Here is a 17473-nt window from a genome sequence, read left to right on the forward strand (position 1 = left end):
GCCCGTTATGGATGACGACAAGCCCGCTCGAAGGCGGACCCACGACCTGACCAGCGGCCCCATCCCGCGCACGCTGCTTCTGTTCGCGCTTCCGGTGCTGGGCTCCAACGTGCTGCAGTCGCTCAACGGCTCGATCAACGCGGTCTGGGTCGGCCGCTTCCTCGGCGAGGCGGCGCTGACCGCCACCTCCAACGCAAATCTGGTGCTGTTCCTCATCCTCGGCACCGTCTTCGGCATCGGCATGGCGGCGACCATCCTGGTGGCGCAGTCGGTCGGCGCCCGCGACCTGCCCGAGGCCAAGCGCATCGTCGGCACCAGCGCTACCTTCTTCTTCCTCATCTCGGTGCTGTTCGCCGTCTGCGGCTGGATTTGGGTCGACGCCATCCTGACAGGGCTCGGCACGCCGGCCGATGCCTTGCCGCTGGCACGCGCCTATCTGCGCATTGTCTTCGTCGCCGTGCCGATGATGAATCTCCTGTCCTTCGTTATGACCGTGCTGCGCGGCGCCGGCGACTCCCGGACACCATTCGTCTTCATGGCGCTGGCGGTCGTGCTCGACGTCGTGCTCAACCCGCTGCTGATCCGCGGCATCGGCCCCTTCCCCGCGCTCGGCATCGCCGGCTCGGCGACCTCGACGCTGATAGGCCAGACGGTCAGCGTGATCGCCATCCTGATCGTGCTCTATGCGCGCCGGCACCCGCTGCGGCTGGCGGGTAGCGATCTCGCCTTGCTCAGGCCCGATCCGGCGCTGCTGCGCATCGTCGTGTTCAAAGGTGTTCCGATGGGCCTGCAGATGATCGTCATCTCGGCCGCGGCATTGACCGTGATGGGCATCGTCAACTCCTATGGCTCTCAGGTCGCGGCCGCTTACGGCATCGCCGCCCAGCTCTGGACCTATATCCAGATGCCGGCTCTCGCGATCGGCGCCGCCGTCTCCTCCATGGCCGCTCAGAATGTCGGCGCCGGCCGCTGGGACCGCATCGGCAAGGTCGCGGCCTCGGGCGTCGGCTTCAACCTTGTGCTGACCGGCGCGCTGGTGGCGCTGCTGTTCGCCTTCGACCGCCCGGTGCTCAGCCTTTTCCTCAGCAACGACAGCACCGCGATCGGCATCGCCGCCCACATCAACAGGGTGGCGTCCTGGTCATTCATCCTGTTCGGAATCACCATCGTGCTGTTCGCCACGGTGCGCGCCACCGGCGCCGTCATGCCGCCGCTGATCATCCTGATCATCTCGGTGTTGATCATTCGCACCGGCTTTGCCTATTCCATGCGCAGTGTCATCGGCCAGGAGGCGCTGTGGTGGAGCTTTCCGGCCGGCTCCATTGCTTCGCTGGTGCTGGCCGCCGCTTACTATCGTTTCGGCAAGTGGCGGACCATGCATATGATCGAGGACCGGCCCGCCGCCGGCGAGCCGCCCGACACCGGCCTCGGCGTGCCGCGCCAGCGCGCGCAACTCCTGCCGGAGACACCGAACGGCTAGACCCGCGACGACAGAAACGGTGAAACGCACTACCGCGCGTATTTGGCGCCGAAGCCAAGCGCCACCAGCGAGAAGACGATGATCATGCCGGCAAAGGCCAGGCTCGCCACGGTGGCGCTCGCCAGGCTCGACAGGACGCCGATGCCGATCACCGGCAGCGCGTTGCCGCAGAAGCAGCAGATGAAGAAAGCCGAGACCACCTCGGCGCGACGGTCGGCCGGCGCGATCTGGTTCACCACCTGCAGGCCGCCGCGATAGCCGAGCGCCGCCGCCATGCCGCAGACCGCCGTCGCCGCGATCATCAAGGCCATCGAGGCATAGACCTGCGCGGCCACGACCAGCGCCACGGCCGGGATCATCAGCGCCAGCGCGGCAAGCATGGTGGAGCGGGCGGACAACCGCGCGGTGCCGACAATCGTCACTGCCGCCACGATCGACAATTCGAAGAACAGGCCGCCGGCCTCGGCGTGATTGGTTGCATGGAGCTGTTGCGCCAGGATGCTCGGCGCCAGCGCCGCGTAGAAACCGACCAGCGCCATGGCGCCGAACCCGGTCACCGCGGGCGCGACGAATTGCGCGCGGATGTCGTCGGGCACCGAAAGCCGTGGCCGCAGCGAGACATCCGGCAGCCGCCCCGGACTGCAGACCGTTTCCTGCGTGCGCCAGATCAGCACGGTCACCAGCGCAAGCAACACGAGGTAGACGGCAAATGTCAGCCTGAGCGGCCAGGGCGCATATTGGGCGAGCAGCCCCGCCATGAGCGCGCCGACCCCGAGACCGATGAAGTTGGTGCTGGTGGCGATGACGGCGGCGCGCGATTTGTCCTTGCCTTCGATCAGTTCGGCAAGCCAGGCGGTGCCCGCTCCCGCGCCGACGCCGATGCCGAGGCCGCTCAGAATGCGGGCGATGTCGAGCCAGGCGAGGTTTTCGGCGAAGAGGAAAAACAACGCGCTGACCACGGCAACACCCATCGCTGCGAGCGCGGCAGGACGGCGGCCGACGACATCCGACACCCGGCCGAAAAACAGCAGCGCCGCCAGGTTGCCGACGACGTAGACGGCATAAACCAACGTAAGCGTGATCTGCGAGAAGCCGAAGGCCTGCTTGTAGATCACGTAAAGCGGGGTCAGCGCGGTGCTGCCGGCGAACAGCGCGGCGATCATGGCGGCGACAGCGGTCATCGCGGCGCCCCCGCCAAGTTCATTGTCACGCGTCAGGGTTTGAGCGTAGCTGGTCATGGCGAACTCCGAGGGTTGCAAGCCCAACGCCTGTGTAATGGCGCCGTTCCAACCAGCGAACGCCCTCCTGACAGTTCTGGCAGGATGGTCAGCCGCTGTATCCTCCCGTAACGTCTATCAATCTGTGAGGAGGAATCATGGGCAAGGGACGCGTCGAGGCATTCACCGATGGCGTCGTCGCCATCATCATCACCATCATGGTGCTGGAGTTGAAAGTGCCGCATGGCAAGGATTTTTCAGCCCTTTTGCCGCAGTGGCCGATCTTCTTCTGCTACGTGCTCTCCTTCATCAATGTCGGCATCTACTGGAACAATCTGCACAACATGTTCCACACCGTGCAGCGCGTGGACGGGCGCGTGCTCTGGGCCAACCTGAACCTTCTGTTCTGGCTGTCGCTGATGCCGGCGACCACCGCCTTCATGGGCGAAAACGAATTCGCTCCGGCACCCGTGGCGGTTTACGGCATCGACCTCGCGCTTTGCGCCGTCGCCTATACCATCCTGGTCATCAAGCTGCGCCATCTGCACGGCGCCGACACGACCTTTGCCAAGGCGGTGGGCCACGACAACAAAGGCAAGATCTCGCTGGCGCTCTACATCGCCGCCATCCTGCTCAGCTTCTTCAACCAGTGGATCAGCGTGGCGATCTATGTGCTTGTAGCGGCCATCTGGTTTGCACCCGACAGGCGCTTCGAGAGACTGATCGAAAAATAGAACTTACTTGCGCATCGCCTTGAGCTTCTCGGCCGCCGAGGCGGCAAGGTCGGCATAGCGCTCCTCCAGCCGCTCGGCCGCATTGATGATCGGGAAGTCGTGGCCGAATTTCTCCAGCGCCAGCCGCAACTTCTCGGCGAAATCCGCCTGGTTCTCCAGCGCTGCGAACAGTGTTTTCACCTGCGCCTCGCTGATATCGGGATTGGCGAGCATCTTCGGCACCTCGCGGGCCATCTGGTCGCCATTGGCGGTCTGCTCTTTCAGGATTCCGATCCAATCGGTCAAATGCCGGGCTCCTTTTTTCCGGACAGCATGCGCGGCAGACGCAGCGATGGTCAACCCGTTGCGACTGCAAGTCGTCAACTCATTGCGACTGTAAGTCGTCAACCCGTTGCGGCTATTGCCTCGGCGGCGTCCGGCGTTAAGTTCGGCCCGACCCGAACAAGGATGCAAATCATGACCAGCGACACCGAAATCCAGACAGCCCTGCCCGCTTTCGCCTCCGGCAATGTCGCCGTCATCACAGGCGGCGCCAGCGGCATCGGCCTTGCCGCCGCGAAACGGTTCGCCGGGCTGGGCATGAAGACGGTTCTTGCCGACATCGGCGGCGTTCGCCTCGATCAGGCCAAACAGGCGGTCGCCGCGATCGCCGGCGACGATGCCGTCCTTCCAATTCCCACCGACGTGTCCAAGGCCGAGGAGGTCGACCGGCTGGCGGAGCTCGCTTACGGCGCCTTCGGCGCGGTGTCGGTGCTGATGAACAATGCCGGGGTCGGCAACAATCCGGGCAAGCCCTGGGAGAACCGCGACGCCTGGAAGCGGCTGCTGGACATCAATTTCTGGGGCGTCGTGCATGGCGTCAAGGCCTTCACGCCGCGCATGCTCGCCGCCGGGAAGCCGGGGCTCATCATCAACACCGGCTCCAAGCAGGGGATCACCACCCCGCCCGGCAATCTCGCCTACAACGTCTCCAAGGCCGGCGTGAAGACTTTTACCGAAGGGCTGGCGCATGCGCTGCGCAACGAACCTGGCGCGAAAGTGTCGGCGCATCTGCTGATCCCCGGCTTCACCTATACCGGCCTGACCGAAGGCGCGACGGAAAAGCCGGCCGGCGCTTGGACCGGCGAGCAGGTGATCGACTTCATGCTGGCATCGCTGATCGACAACGACTTCTACATCCTCTGCCCCGACAACGAGGTGGCGCGGCCGATCGACGAAAAGCGCATGGCCTGGGCGATGGGCGACATCATCGAGAACCGCCCTGCCCTCTCGCGCTGGCACCCGGAGCATAAGGATGCGTTCGCGGCCTTCATGAACCGCTAACGGCCGTCTCAAGCCGCCGCTTTCTTCTTGGAGGCGCTCTTCCCGGCCGCGGTCTTCTTTGTGGCCGCGCCGGCGGTCTTGGGCGCATGCTTGGTGCCGTTCTTTCCGGCAACGGCCTTGGTGGCCTTTTCGGCGATCTCGCGGTCGTGCCGTTTTGCCGCCGCCTCGCATTTCGACCGGATTTCCTCGACTTCGGATTCCGTCAAATGTTCGATGCCGATGAAATGATTGTGGGCGCGGCTAACCCTGATCAGCTCGTCCAGCTTGGCCTGGATCGCCGCGCCGTCGCGATTCTGCGTGTTCTGGATCAGGAAAACCATCAGGAAGGTGACGATGGTGGTGCCTGTGTTAATGACCAGTTGCCAGGTGTCGGAAAACCCGAACATCGGGCCGCTCAACGCCCATGCAACCACGATCAGCACGCAGATGGCAAAGGTTGCCGGCAGGCCGGCCAGATGCGCGACCTGGTTGGCTATCCGCGTAAAAGCTTTCTCGATCATGCAAGTCCCCTCGAACCGTGGATGCGCAGGCATTTCCGAAGAAACAAGCTGCCGCCCGCTCCGGTTCCCAGGGACCTAATTTTCATGTCTGCGCGCGATTGCAATCGGCTACACGCAGAAAGCGCTGCTTCGCGAAAAAACACCTTATCCGTTGTTTGCGATAGTGCCGGTGCAGGCCGAAAGCCTGTTCCTTCCGCTTCACGGCGGTTTACATCCAAGCCCCTTCCGCTGCGCCACCCCCGCATGGCGGAAGGGGCAACACTTCCCGGCCGCGAAGCGTAGCATCAAGACAGCGCCGTCATGCGTTCGACGGCGTTCACCTATGTGTCAGAGAGTGTTGTCTTCCCAGCGATCGAGAAAGGCTTCGATCGGCATAGTCTGCATGTCGGGGATTGCGCTCGCCAGTTTCTCGGGCGCCCAGTCCCACCAGGCGAGGGCTTCGACGCGCGCCGCGACCGTGGCGGAGAAGCGCCGGCGCAGCGGCTTTGCCGGAACCCCGGCCACGATCGTGTAGGGCGCGACGTCGTGCGTCACAACGGCATTGGCGCCGATGACGGCGCCATTGCCGATCGCGACGCCCGGCATGACGACCGCGCCATGGCCGATCCAGACATCGTGGCCGACACTGACCGATTTTGCCTGTCGGCGCGCACGGAATTCGGTGTCGACGCCCAACCAGCGGAAATACTCGTTCGGCCGGTAGCTGACCTTGTGCTGCGTCAGCCGCTCGATCGGATGCTCGAGCGCGTTGATGCGGCTGTTGGCGGCGATCGAGCAGAACTTGCCGATCGTCGTGTAGATCGCCTCGGAATGACGTTCGAAATAGGAAAAGTCGCCGACGCTCACCTCGCGCAGGATCACCCGCTCGCCGATCGAGGCATAGCGGCCGAGTTTGCATCCCTTCAGCTCCGCGGTCGGATGGATGCGCGGCTCGGGGTCCTTGAGGACGAGGTTTTCAGGACGGTTCATGAGGGGGCTTTACGCCGGCGGGGACGGCCCCGCAAGCGCGACTTGTCCCCGGCCAAGCCTGTCGGGCTATTACGGCTTGCCCTTGGTCCACACCACGTTCTGGCCGTAGAGCGGCACGGTCGTGATCGACATCTTCGCCGAGCCGTTCTGCACCTGGCGCGAATGCGACAGATAGATCAGCGTCTCGTTCTTCTTGTCGTAGATGCGGTTCACCACCTGCTTCTTCCAGATCAGGCTGAGGCCCTGCTTGAACACCTCCTCGCCGCCCTCGCTCATGTCGATGTCGCCGATGGTGATCGGCCCGGTCTGGCGGCAGGAGATCGAAGAATCGGAAGGATCCTCGAACCAGTTTCCCTTGTGCAGCCGGTCGATGATGCTGCGATCGAAATAGGCGACATGACAGGTGACGCCGTCGACCTTCGGGTCCTTGATCGCGTCGACCATGATGTCGTTGCCGACCCAATCGACACCCACTTTACCCACTTCGTCAGCCATGGCCGCGCCGGCGCTCAGGGCAAGACAGGCGGCGAACAAGCCGATCAGTTTTCGCAAGGAAGCCTCCTCGGTTCACGTTTGCCGATGTCAGGTGGGACAGGATCGTGGCGTTTGCAAGCCGATCGGCCTGCCTGGCCGCTTGCGGCAACGCGACATCTTTGCGCGGCCGGCGCCAACCCGTTAAGACTGTCGCCAAACTGGCTTTCAGCCAAAGCAATGGCGACGGACATTCACTGATGATGCGCTCAATCCTGATCGGCATTCTCGTCCTGATGGCGGCGGGCATCGGCTGGCTGACATTCGACTGGTACCGGGGCCATTATGGCGGCGAGCCCTACGGCGCGCCCTTCACCCTGGTCGACCAGAAAGGCGCGCCGATCACCGAAGCCGCCTTCAGGGGCCACCCGAGCGTCGTCTTCTTCGGCTTCACCCATTGCCCGGAAGTCTGTCCGACGACCCTGTTCGAACTGGCCGGCTGGCTGAAGACGATGGGCGACAGCGGCAAGAACCTCAACGCCTATTTCGTCACCGTCGATCCGGAGCGTGACACGCCGGAGACGATGAACTCCTATGTCAGCAACTTCTCTGACCGCATCACCGGCATCACCGGCGATCCGGACAAGGTGCACGCCATGGCGAAAGCGTTCGGCATCTATTGGAAGAAGGTCGACACCGGCGACGGCGACTACACGATGGACCACACGGCCTCGGTGCTGCTGCTCAACGCCAGGGGCGATTTCGCCGGCACCATAGCCTATGGCGAGAGCGCCGACACCGCCATCGCCAAGCTGAAGCGGTTGGCAGCCGGCGGACAAACATGATCCCGAACCGAAGGTCAGCAAACACAAAAAGTGGGAACCGGTTTTCGGAAAAGATCATGTTCAAACAAGGGTCTGTCCGATGAGCCAGACCAGGCTCCACCTCACCGCCAACAAGGTCGAGGCCGACCGCATCTTCGCGGCGCTCGACGCCGCCTTCGAGGATGACGGCCTGCCGCTTGCCGTCCTGGAGCTCGACGAGGAAAAAGACATCCACGAAGTGTCGCTCTATGCCGATGGCGACGTCGATCCCGTCGAAGCGCAGGTCAGGGATATCCTCGCCGGTCTCGGCCTGCCGAAGCCTGTCGAGCGCGAGGTCCTTCCCGATGTGGACTGGGTGTCGCGGTCGCTGGAAGGCCTGAAGCCGGTGCGCGCCGGCCGCTTCCTCGTCCATGGTTCGCACGACCGCGCCAAGCGCCACGCCGGCGACCTCGCCATCGAGATCGAGGCGGGCCTTGCCTTCGGCACCGGACATCACGGCACCACCGCCGGCTGCCTCGAAATGCTGGAGCAGGTGGTGCTGCGCGAACGGCCGCGCAACGCGCTCGACCTCGGCACCGGCAGCGCGGTGCTTGCGATCGCGCTGGCCAAGCTCGCGCATATCCCCGTGCTGGCGACCGACATCGATCCGGTCGCCGTCCGCGTCGCCGCGGCCAATGCCCGCCTCAACCACGTCAAGGCGCTGGTCGAGACGGTGACGGCGCCGGGCTTCCATCATCCGATCTTCGCCAGGCGCGCGCCTTTCGACCTCATCGTCGCCAACATCCTGGCGCGGCCGCTGATGCGGCTGGCGCCCGAAATGGCCAGGCACATCAGGCTCGGCGGCTCGCTGGTGCTCTCCGGCATCCTCGACCGGCAGCGCGACGCGGTGATCTCGGCCTATGTCGGCCAAGCGTTCCGCCACGTGCGTACCTTGCATCGCGAAGGCTGGGTGACCATCCACCTCAAGCGCTAGACGAGATTGTACCCAGCCCGATCTGGCCCTGCCGAAATCGATTCCGGTTTTCAAGATCATGCGCTACGGTCGCCGCGAGCCACTCGAGGGAGCTAGAAATGTTCCAGACCTTTGATTCTGCAGGCGATCCGGCCGTCGGCAAGCCGCGCGTGGCGCTGCTGCGGCAATGGCTGGCTGAGAATGGCCTGGATGGCTTCATGGTGCCGCGCGCGGACGAGCACCAGGGCGAATATGTCGCCGACCGCTCGGCACGGCTTAAGTGGCTGACCGGCTTCTCCGGTTCGGCCGGCATCGCGATCGTGCTGCGCGACCGCGCCTTCATCTTCGTCGACGGCCGCTACACGCTGCAGGTGCGGGGTGAGGTCGATCTTTCGATCTTTACCGTCGAAAGCCTCATCGACAATCCGCCGGCCAATTGGATTAAGGACAATCTCGGCAAGGGCGCAAGGCTCGGCTTCGACCCTTGGCTGCACACGATCGGCGAGATCAAGGCGCTGAAGGCGTCGGCCGAGCAGTCCGGCGCGACTCTGGTGCCGCTCGACAGGAATCCCATCGACATCATCTGGAAGGACCAACCGGAACCGCCGCGCGCGCCCGTCGAGATCCACCCGCAAAACCTTGCCGGAGAGCTGGCGAAGGACAAGCTGGCGCGGCTGGCGAGGGCGATCGAAAAGGATGGCGCCACCCATGCGGTGCTGACCGATCCGTCCTCGATTGCCTGGGCCTTCAACATCCGTGGTGGCGACGTGCCGCATACGCCGCTGGCGCTCGGCTTTGCCATCCTCGCCGCCGACGGCAAGCATCAGCTGTTCATGGGCCAGCGCAAATTCTCGCGGCAGGTCGCGGCCTATCTTACCCAGCTTGCCGATCCGCATGATCCGGGCGAATTCGAAGCCGCGATCATGGAGGTCGCCAAGGGTGGCGCCAAAATCGCGCTCGATCCGGTATTGGCTGCGGACAAGCTCCGCATGCTGGTCGAGGACAATGGCGGCAAGGTCGTCTTAGCGGCCGACCCGGCGCGTATTCCCCGAGCCACCAAGAACCAGGCCGAGATCGCCGGCAGCCGCGCGGCGCATCGCCGCGACGGTGCAGCGGTCGCCAAGCTGCTGTGCTGGCTCGACCGCCAGAAGCCCGGCACGCTCGACGAAATCGCAGTCGTCACCAAGCTGGAGGAAGTGCGCCGCCAGACCGGCGAAGAAACGCAGATGCCGCTGCGCGACGTCTCCTTCGACACGATTTCCGGAGCGGGCCCGAATGGCGCGATCATGCATTACCGCGTCTCGCGCGCCACCAGCCGCAAGCTTGAGAGCGGCGAGCTGTTCCTGCTTGATTCCGGCGGCCAGTATCAGGACGGCACCACCGACATCACCCGCACCGTGCCGATCGGCCAGCCGACCGAGGAGATGCGCGAGCGCTTCACGCTGGTGCTGAAGGGCATGATCGGCATCTCGACGCTGCGTTTCCCCGCCGGCACGCGCGGTTCGGAGATCGACGCCGTCGCGCGCACGGCGCTATGGAAGCATGGCTGCGACTTCGCCCATGGCACCGGCCACGGCGTCGGCTCCTATCTCGCCGTGCATGAAGGCCCGCAACGCATCGCCCGCACCGGCACGGAAAAATTGCTGACCGGCATGATGCTGTCCAATGAGCCGGGCTACTACAAGGAAGGCGCCTACGGCATCCGCATCGAGAACCTGATCCTGGTCACGCCGGCGGAGCAGATCGAGGGTGGCGACATCGCCATGCACGGCTTCGAGACCCTGACGCTGGCGCCGATCGACAAGCGGCTCATCCGCACCGACCTTCTGACGCGTGATGAGTTGCACTGGCTCGATCAGTATCATGCATGGGTGCTGGCCGAGATCGGCCCGATGGTCGACGGCGAAACGCTGGCTTGGCTGGAGAAAGCCACCGCGCCATTGCCGCACGACGCGAAGATCTGATCCTTCGATAGGTCGGCGCTGCCCCTCATTGCCCTGCCGGGCTTTCTCCCCGTAATTGACGGGGAGAAAGGCGCTCTTGCTGACGGTTTCGCAAACTACCAGCGTCGCAGAATGGACCCCGGCGTCGCGGCAGCCCCCTTCCCCGTCACTATACGGGGAGAAGGTGCCGGCAGGCGGATGAGGGGCGGCGCCGGCGATTCATGATAAGGCTATCCGACAAACTGCCGCGCGACGATCAACACCGCCGCGCCCGCCAAAAACATCGCCATCAGGCCGCCGCGCAGCGATACCAGCACAGCGACGATTAGAGCCGCCCATTCGGCCGGTCCGGCATGCAGCAGTTCCGGCGCGACGAGGGTCGTTAGCACGGCTGCCGGCACGGCGTTGAGGCCCGCTTCGACGCGCGGATGGATGGTCTCGAAGCGCGAAATGACGAGATGGCCGCCGACGCGGGTCAGGTAGGTGGCGACAGCGCCGGCCAGGATGATCCAGAAGGTCGTGCTCACGGCCGCTTGCCCACGCCACTGTGGTGTGGCGGCAGGATCACCGCCAGGAGAACGCCGGCGACCGCGCCGATCGAGACATGCCAGGGCGAGCCGACGGTTCGATAGGCGATGATCGAAGCGACGGCGCTGGCGGCGACGACGGGCGCCCAGAGCGGCCGCTTGCGGAAGCCAAGCACCAGGCCGAGGAAATAGATCGGCAAAAGGAAATCGATGCCGAGCGCATGCGTATCCGGGATCATCTTGCCGAACACCGCGCCCAACCCGCTTTCGATCACCCAGAAGACATAGACCGGCAGGCCGAGCCCCAGATACCAGACGAAGCCGACGGGACGGCCGGACTCGGCCCTCGCTTCGGCGATGGCGAATTGCGGGTCGGTCAGGATGAAATAGCCGGCGGCCTGCTGCAGCAGCGGCCAATGCGCGATGCGCCGGCCGATGCCGGCCGAATAGAGCACATGGCGGAAATTCACCGCGAAGATCGACAGCACGATCAGCCACGGCGCGACATGCTGACCGAACAGCTCGATGCCGACCATCTGGCTGGCGCCGCCAAAGATCATGGCGCTCATCAGGAACGCCTCGAGCACCGAGAAACCATTGTCGACGGCAATTGCGCCAAACAGGATCGCGAATGGCGCCGAGGCGACGACGACGGGCATCGACAATCGCACGCCGTCCCAGAATTCGCCGCCCGTTCTGCCCTCAGAGATCGCTTCCGCTGCCATCAAGCCACTCCTTGAGCGGCCTGATGTAGGGAGCGTCGTCCCGCTTGTCACACCAATTCGCTTGACCCAGCGATCAGCAGAACTGATCGCCGCCGTTAGGCCTTGACGACCGTCCCCTGGATCGCCCTGCCCCAGTCGAGCAGCGGCTTGGCGCCAAGCGTGAAGTCGACGAGATCGTCGACCAGCGCCGGCGAATGGATCGTCGCCGGATCGATGTCGTGCCGGACCACGAAATGCCGGCTCCGTACCGCCAGGGCGAGATCCTCGTCACCGATATCCTCGAAGCCGCGCGGGGCCCGCTTCAGGCGGTCTTCCGCATCGAGCTCCAGGCCGGCCTTCTTCAGCGATGCGACCATGGCGCGGAACGCGGCCGGCCTGGTCACGATCGCCTTGCGCATGGCCTGCAGCAATTCGGGCGCCGGCTGCCACCAGGCAACGCCGGCAAAGCAGTGCTCAAGCCCGATATGCACATAAAAGACGCCCTGCTCCATCTTGGTGCCGTCGGGCGACAGGATCGCCGACAGGTGCCGGTTGTAGGGCCGCTTGTCTTTCGAGAAGCGCACATCGCGATTGATGCGGAACAGCGACCTCTTGCGGTCGCCGCGCAAGCCGAGCTTTGCCGCCTCGAAACGTTCGCTGAGCGTCTCGACCAGATCGCAGAACGGTTCGTGCAACTCGCTCTGGTAAAGATCGCGATTTTCCTGGAACCATTCCCGGCTCTGGTGGAAATCGAGCGCCTTCAGGAATGGGATGGCCTTCTGCCCAAACCCCTTGAACGCGCCCGCCATCAGCCGCCCCTGCCGATGCGCTGCAGCCAGGTGTCCTCGTCGATCACCTCGATGCCGAGGTCGCTCGCAACTTTGAGCTTCGAGCCGGCGCCGGGACCCGCCACCACAAGGTCGGTCTTGGCAGAAACCGAGCCCGCCACCTTGGCGCCGAGCCGCTCCGCCATCGCCTTGGCCTCGGAGCGCGTCATCTTTTCCAGCGAACCGGTGAACACCACCGTCTTGCCGGAGACTTCGCTGCCGGCCGAGATTTCCATGAGATAGGGTTTCGGGTGAACTTGCGCGAGCAGCGAGTCCAGCACGTCGTCATTGCGCTCATTGCCGAAGAAATCGCGCAGCGCGTTGACCACCGTGTCGCCGATGCCGTTGATCGATGGGAAGACGCTGTGCGGATCCTCCGCCTTTGCCGTTTCCTTGCCCACGCGGATCAGTTCTTCGATGGTGGAGAACTGGCGGGCAAGCACGGCGGCCGTCGTCTCGCCGATATGGCGGATGCCGAGCGCGAAGATGAAACGGTCAAGCTCCGGCTCGCGCCGCGCGTCGATGGCGGCGAACAATTTGTCGAGGCCTTCATAATTGCGCTGCTCGACGCTGCGCACATTCTTGCGCGTCTTGCCCGAGGCTTCCTCGCGCAGCCGCGCCTGCTCCTCGCGCCGCTCGGCCAGCACCTTGGTGACGGCGGGGCGGCGATCCTTCAGCGTGAAGATATCGGCGGCCGTCTTCACCAGCCCCGAATTGAAGAAGAGGTCGATGTTTTCCGCGCCCAGGCCCTCGATATCGAGCGCGCCGCGCGACACAAAGTGGCGCAGCCTCTCCACGGCCTGCGCGGCGCAGATCAGCTCGCCGGTGCAGCGGCGGCGTGAATCCTCCTTGCCCGTCTTCTCGTTGATCTCGCGCGTCGCCGGCGAGCCGCAGACCGGGCAGGTATGCGGAAATTCGTAAGGCACGGCATTGGCCGGCCGCTTGTCGATGACGACGCTGACGATCTGCGGGATGACATCCCCTGCCCGCTGGATCACCACCGTGTCGCCGATGCGCACGTCGATGCCGTCGCGGATCGGCTGACCGTTGCTGTCGAAGCCTTTGATGTAGTCTTCATTGTGCAGCGTGACATTCTCGACCACCACGCCGCCGACCGTCACCGGCGCCAGCCGCGCCACCGGCGCCAGCGTGCCGGTGCGGCCGACCTGGATGTCGATCTTCTCGACCGTCGTCATCGCCTGCTCGGCGGGGAATTTGTGGGCGACCGCCCAGCGCGGCTCGCCGGTGACGAAACCCCAGCGGCGCTGCAGCTCGAGCTGGTCGACCTTGTAGACGACGCCGTCTATGTCGTAGCCGAGCGAGGAACGCTGCTCCTCGATCCGGTGGTAATGCGCGATGAGTTCGTCGATCGACTTCGCCCGCACCATCAGCGGGCTGACCTTGAATCCCCACTCCTTGAACTTCTGCACGGAATCGTACTGGGTCGGGGCCGGATCCGCCGTGGTATAGCCCCAGGCATAAGCGAAGAACTTAAGATTGCGGCTGGCGGTGACCGACGGGTCCTTCTGGCGCAGCGATCCGGCCGCCGTGTTGCGCGGATTGACGTAATCCTGCCCGCCCACAGCCGCCGAGCGCTGCTTCAGCGCCTCGAATTCGGCATAGGTCATGTAGACCTCGCCGCGGATCTCGATGATCTCCGGCCAGCCCGAGCCCTGCAATTTCTTCGGGATATCGGCAATCGTCTTCAGATTGGCGGTGATGTCCTCGCCGACCGCGCCGTCGCCGCGCGTCGCGCCCTGCACGAACACGCCGTTTTCATAGCGCAGGGAGGCCGACAGGCCGTCAATCTTCGGCTCGGCCGTGAAGGCGATGTCGAGGTCCTTGTCGCGGTCGAAGAAACGCCTTCCGCGCTCGATGAAATCGGCGACGTCCTGGTCGGTATAGGCCTTGGCGAGGCTGAGCATCGGCACCGCATGCCGGACCTTGGCAAAGCCTTCCGCCGGCGGCGCGCCGACCCGCTGCGATGGCGAATCCTCGCGCACGAGATCGGGAAAACGCGCCTCGATGGCGAGGTTGCGCCGCGCCAATGCGTCGTATTCGGCGTCCGAGATCGTCGGCGCGTCCTCGGTGTGATAGCGCCGGTCGTGCTCGGCGATCTCCGCCGCGAGCCGCTTCAGCTCCTCCGCGGCCTCGCTCTCGCTCAGCGATTCGACTGGTTTTTCCGACATGAACCCGGTCCTCGAATTATGGCGGGCCACTATAAATCAGGATTCGCCGGCAGGGAGATGGTCTGTGGAAAAATCATTGACCGAGAGCAGGATACAGCCATCTGCTGACTCTGCTTCAGAGCCGGTAGAATCAAGCACTTAGGATGTATATTGAGATTTAACTCAAGCCGGGCTTCGCAGGCCGGCCTCACCATCAGCACATCCTAAGCGGCGGCAGTATTCTCGCGCAGAAGCCGTTCGGCCGCGGCGCGCGCCTCGTCGGTGATGACGGCGCCGGCCAGCATGCGCGCGATCTCTTCCTGGCGCGCGGCGCGGTCCATCTCGGCGATACCGGTGGCGACGCGGTCCTTGCCGCCGGATTTCGAGATCAGGAAGTGCGTCGCGGCGCGTGCCGCAACCTGCGGCGCATGCGTGACCGAAAGCACCTGCACGCGCTTCGACAGCCGCGCCAGCCGCTGTCCGATGGCATCAGCCACCGCGCCGCCGACGCCGGTGTCGATCTCGTCGAAGACCAAGGTCGGCGCCGAGCCGCGATCGGCGAGCGCCACCTTCAGCGCCAGAAGGAAGCGCGAGAGCTCGCCGCCGGAAGCGACCTTCATCATCGGCCCCGGCCTTGTGCCCGGATTGGTCCGCACCCAGAATTCGACCTGGTCAATGCCCTCTTCCATGCGGCTTTCGGCATCGCTTCCCATCTCGACGATGAACTCGGCCCGTTCGAGCTTCAGCGCCGGCAGTTCCGCCATCACCGCCTTGGTCAGCCCCGCCGCCGCCGCGTGGCGCAGCGACGACAGCTGCGCGGCGGAAATATCGTAGGCTTCGCGCCCGGCGGCGGCCTGCTTCTCCAGCGCATGCAGCCGCTCCTCGCCGGCATCGAGATCGGCAAGATCGGCCACCATCGTGTCGCGCAGCTGCGCAAGGTCGTCGACCGCGACATTGTGCTTGCGCGAAGCGGCGCGCAGTGCAAACAGCCGCTCCTCCGCCTTCTCCAGGCGCTGCGGATCATACGCCGTGGCGCGAAGCGCAGCTTCCACGCCGGACTGCGCGGCATCCAGCGAGATCATCGCCTCGTCGAGCGATTTCACCACATCGTCAAGCAGGCCGGGCGCTTCGCCCGACTTGCGCTGCAGCCGGCGCAGCAGGCTGGCAAGCTGCGGCAGGGGCGAGGACGGTCCCGACAGCACGTCCTGAGCGTCATGGATCTCGGCGGCGATCTTTTCCACACGCATCATCTGCGCGCGCAGCTCCGCAAGCTCTGTCTCCTCGCCCGGTTGCGGATCGAGTTTTGCGAGCTCGGCGACGGAAGCGCGCAGATAATCGGCCTCGCGCGCCGCCGCCTCGACCTTGGCGCGATGCCGGGAAAGCTCCTGCTCGCAATTTCGCCAGTAGCGCCAGGCTTCGCCCGTGCCGCGCACGGCGCCTAGATGGCCGCCGAAACTGTCGAGCAACTCGCGATGTGCGCCGGGATCGACGAGGGCGCGCTCGTCATGCTGGCCGTGGATCTCGACCAGCGCGCGGCCGACATCGCGCATCAGCGTGACGCTGGAGGGCTGGTCGTTGACGAAGACGCGCGTGCGGCCGTCCGCCGTCTGCACGCGGCGCAGGATGATGTCGCCATCGTCCTCGATGTCGTTCTCGGCGAGCAGCGTGCGCGCCGGATGGTTGCGCGGCACGTCGAACACGGCAATGACCTGGCCTTGCGCAGCGCCGTGGCGGACAAGCGAAGCGTCGCCGCGCGCGCCGAGCGCCAGCGACAAGGCGTCGAGCAGGATGGATTTGCCGGCGCCGGTTTCGCCGGTCAGCACCGAAAGCCCAGGTAGGAAGTCGATGTCCAGCTTCTCGATCAGGACGATATCGCGGATCGACAGTCTGGACAGCATCGCAAGCTTCAGGCGCCGGTGATCAGCTTCCCGGCCTTGGAGATCCACGATCCGGCATTTTCGCGCGGCTCAAGCCCATTACTCTGCAGGAGCTTGTAGGAATCCTTGTACCACGGGCTGTCCGGATAATTGTGACCAAGCACCGCCGCTGCTGTCTGCGCTTCCGAGGTCAGGCCCATCGCATAATAGGACTCCGTCAGACGCGCGAGCGCCTCCTCGACATGGCGGGTGTTGGAATAGGTTTCGACCACGGTGCGGAAGCGCTTCACGGCGGCGATGTATTCGCGGCGCTCGAGATAATAGCGGCCGATCTGCATCTCCTTGCCGGCAAGCTGGTCATTGGCGAAGCGGATCTTGTCTTTGGCGTCGGCGACATATTCGGAATTAGGCCAGCGCGTCACCAGATCCTGCATGGTCTGGATGGTCTGGCGCGCCTCTTTCTGGTCCTGGGTGACGTCCTTGATCTGCCGATAATAGCTCAAGCCGATGATGTATTGCGCGTAAGCGGCATCGTCGGTCGAGGGATAAAGCGTCAAATAGCGTTTCGCGGTGCCGATCGCCTCGTCGTATTTGCCGGCGCGATAGTCGGCGAAAGCGCCCATTACCATCGATTTGCGCGCGAATTCCGAATAGGGATGCTGGCGGTCGACGGCGTCGAATTTCTTGCTCGCCTCGTCGAGGCGGCCGGCATTCATGTTGGCCAGGCCCTGGTTGTAGAGAACGTCGGCCGGTTCGGTCTGGTCGACATAGGTCGCCAGATTGACATCCTTCTCGGAGGACATGCAGGCCGACAGCACGAGCGCGGGAGCAACCACCGACAGCGCCAGCAAAACACCACGACGCGGCGCTACCGATTGACCAACTCGCGAAAAAAACATGTTTGGATTCCGCCCCTTCGGCGTCGTTTCGGTCCGGGCCGAAGCCATAAACCATTAT

16 protein-coding genes and 1 pseudogene are annotated in these 17473 nt (G+C 64.5%); 6 read left to right on the plus strand and 11 right to left on the minus strand.

Annotated elements, in window-relative coordinates; all coding sequences use genetic code 11:
* Window positions 1-7: 7 nt before the first annotated feature.
* Entirely contained in the window at window positions 8-1480 is a 1473-nt protein-coding gene (locus P9273_RS06540) for an MATE family efflux transporter (RefSeq protein ID WP_278048155.1), read from the plus strand.
* Between the two features lie 29 nt (window positions 1481-1509).
* Here the strand turns inward: P9273_RS06540 and P9273_RS06545 are convergent.
* Window positions 1510-2766, minus strand: a pseudogene (locus P9273_RS06545) (MFS transporter); the annotation flags it as partial.
* Window positions 2767-2855: 89 nt separating this feature from the next.
* Here P9273_RS06545 and P9273_RS06550 point away from each other — a divergent pair.
* On the plus strand, window positions 2856-3431 hold the full coding sequence (locus tag P9273_RS06550; protein WP_278048156.1) for a TMEM175 family protein: 576 nt from the start codon (window positions 2856-2858) through the stop codon (window positions 3429-3431).
* Window positions 3432-3434: 3 nt separating this feature from the next.
* Here P9273_RS06550 and P9273_RS06555 read toward each other — a convergent pair whose 3' ends face one another.
* Window positions 3435-3716, minus strand: a complete 282-nt coding sequence (locus P9273_RS06555; RefSeq protein ID WP_278048157.1) for a hypothetical protein — start codon at window positions 3714-3716, stop codon at window positions 3435-3437.
* Window positions 3717-3887: 171 nt separating this feature from the next.
* Between P9273_RS06555 and P9273_RS06560 the strand changes: the two genes are divergently transcribed.
* Window positions 3888-4754, plus strand: coding sequence for an SDR family NAD(P)-dependent oxidoreductase (locus P9273_RS06560; protein WP_278048158.1), 867 nt, complete (start codon window positions 3888-3890; stop codon window positions 4752-4754).
* A gap of 8 nt (window positions 4755-4762) precedes the next feature.
* Here the strand turns inward: P9273_RS06560 and P9273_RS06565 are convergent, their stop codons facing one another.
* From P9273_RS06565 to P9273_RS06575, 3 genes are all read right to left on the minus strand, one after another.
* On the minus strand, window positions 4763-5254 hold the full coding sequence (locus P9273_RS06565; RefSeq protein WP_278048159.1) for a low affinity iron permease family protein: 492 nt from the start codon (window positions 5252-5254) through the stop codon (window positions 4763-4765).
* A 327-nt stretch (window positions 5255-5581) separates the two neighbouring features.
* Window positions 5582-6223, minus strand: coding sequence for a DapH/DapD/GlmU-related protein (locus tag P9273_RS06570; protein ID WP_278048160.1), 642 nt, complete (start codon window positions 6221-6223; stop codon window positions 5582-5584).
* Window positions 6224-6292: 69 nt separating this feature from the next.
* On the minus strand, window positions 6293-6718 hold the full coding sequence (locus P9273_RS06575) for a CreA family protein (protein ID WP_278048388.1): 426 nt from the start codon (window positions 6716-6718) through the stop codon (window positions 6293-6295).
* Between the two features lie 236 nt (window positions 6719-6954).
* Here P9273_RS06575 and P9273_RS06580 point away from each other — a divergent pair, with 236 nt between their 5' ends.
* The 3 genes from P9273_RS06580 to P9273_RS06590 all read left to right on the plus strand — a co-directional run bounded on the left by P9273_RS06580 (window position 6955) and on the right by P9273_RS06590 (window position 10434).
* On the plus strand, window positions 6955-7539 hold the full coding sequence (locus tag P9273_RS06580; protein ID WP_278048161.1) for an SCO family protein: 585 nt from the start codon (window positions 6955-6957) through the stop codon (window positions 7537-7539).
* Window positions 7540-7618: 79 nt separating this feature from the next.
* Entirely contained in the window at window positions 7619-8491 is an 873-nt protein-coding gene (locus tag P9273_RS06585; protein WP_040995774.1) for a 50S ribosomal protein L11 methyltransferase, read from the plus strand.
* A gap of 98 nt (window positions 8492-8589) precedes the next feature.
* On the plus strand, window positions 8590-10434 hold the full coding sequence (locus tag P9273_RS06590) for an aminopeptidase P family protein (RefSeq protein ID WP_278048162.1): 1845 nt from the start codon (window positions 8590-8592) through the stop codon (window positions 10432-10434).
* 209 nt (window positions 10435-10643) lie between these two features.
* Here the strand turns inward: P9273_RS06590 and P9273_RS06595 are convergent, their stop codons facing one another.
* The 6 genes from P9273_RS06595 to P9273_RS06620 form a co-directional block, all read right to left on the minus strand.
* Complete coding sequence (locus P9273_RS06595) at window positions 10644-10940, minus strand: AzlD family protein (RefSeq protein ID WP_278048163.1); 297 nt, start codon at window positions 10938-10940, stop codon at window positions 10644-10646.
* On the minus strand, window positions 10937-11665 hold the full coding sequence (locus tag P9273_RS06600) for an AzlC family ABC transporter permease (RefSeq protein ID WP_278048164.1): 729 nt from the start codon (window positions 11663-11665) through the stop codon (window positions 10937-10939). Before P9273_RS06600 ends, P9273_RS06595 begins: the two co-directional genes overlap by 4 nt.
* A gap of 95 nt (window positions 11666-11760) precedes the next feature.
* A complete protein-coding gene (locus P9273_RS06605) occupies window positions 11761-12453 on the minus strand; it encodes a DUF2461 domain-containing protein (RefSeq protein ID WP_278048165.1) in 693 nt (230 codons plus the stop codon).
* Window positions 12453-14660, minus strand: a complete 2208-nt coding sequence (ligA, locus tag P9273_RS06610) for an NAD-dependent DNA ligase LigA (RefSeq protein ID WP_278048166.1) — start codon at window positions 14658-14660, stop codon at window positions 12453-12455. The genes P9273_RS06605 and ligA overlap by 1 nt, the downstream gene beginning before the upstream one ends.
* Before the next feature lie 203 nt (window positions 14661-14863).
* Window positions 14864-16537 carry a DNA repair protein RecN gene (gene recN, locus P9273_RS06615; RefSeq protein WP_278048167.1) on the minus strand — a complete coding sequence of 558 codons (1674 nt, stop codon included), beginning with the start codon at window positions 16535-16537 and terminating at the stop codon, window positions 14864-14866.
* Between the two features lie 8 nt (window positions 16538-16545).
* A complete protein-coding gene (locus tag P9273_RS06620) occupies window positions 16546-17415 on the minus strand; it encodes an outer membrane protein assembly factor BamD (RefSeq protein ID WP_040995787.1) in 870 nt (289 codons plus the stop codon).
* Window positions 17416-17473: the final 58 nt, after the last annotated feature.

Origin of the sequence: Mesorhizobium sp. WSM4935 (assembly GCF_029625735.1) — a bacterium.
Classification (GTDB): Bacteria; Pseudomonadota; Alphaproteobacteria; order Rhizobiales; family Rhizobiaceae; genus Mesorhizobium.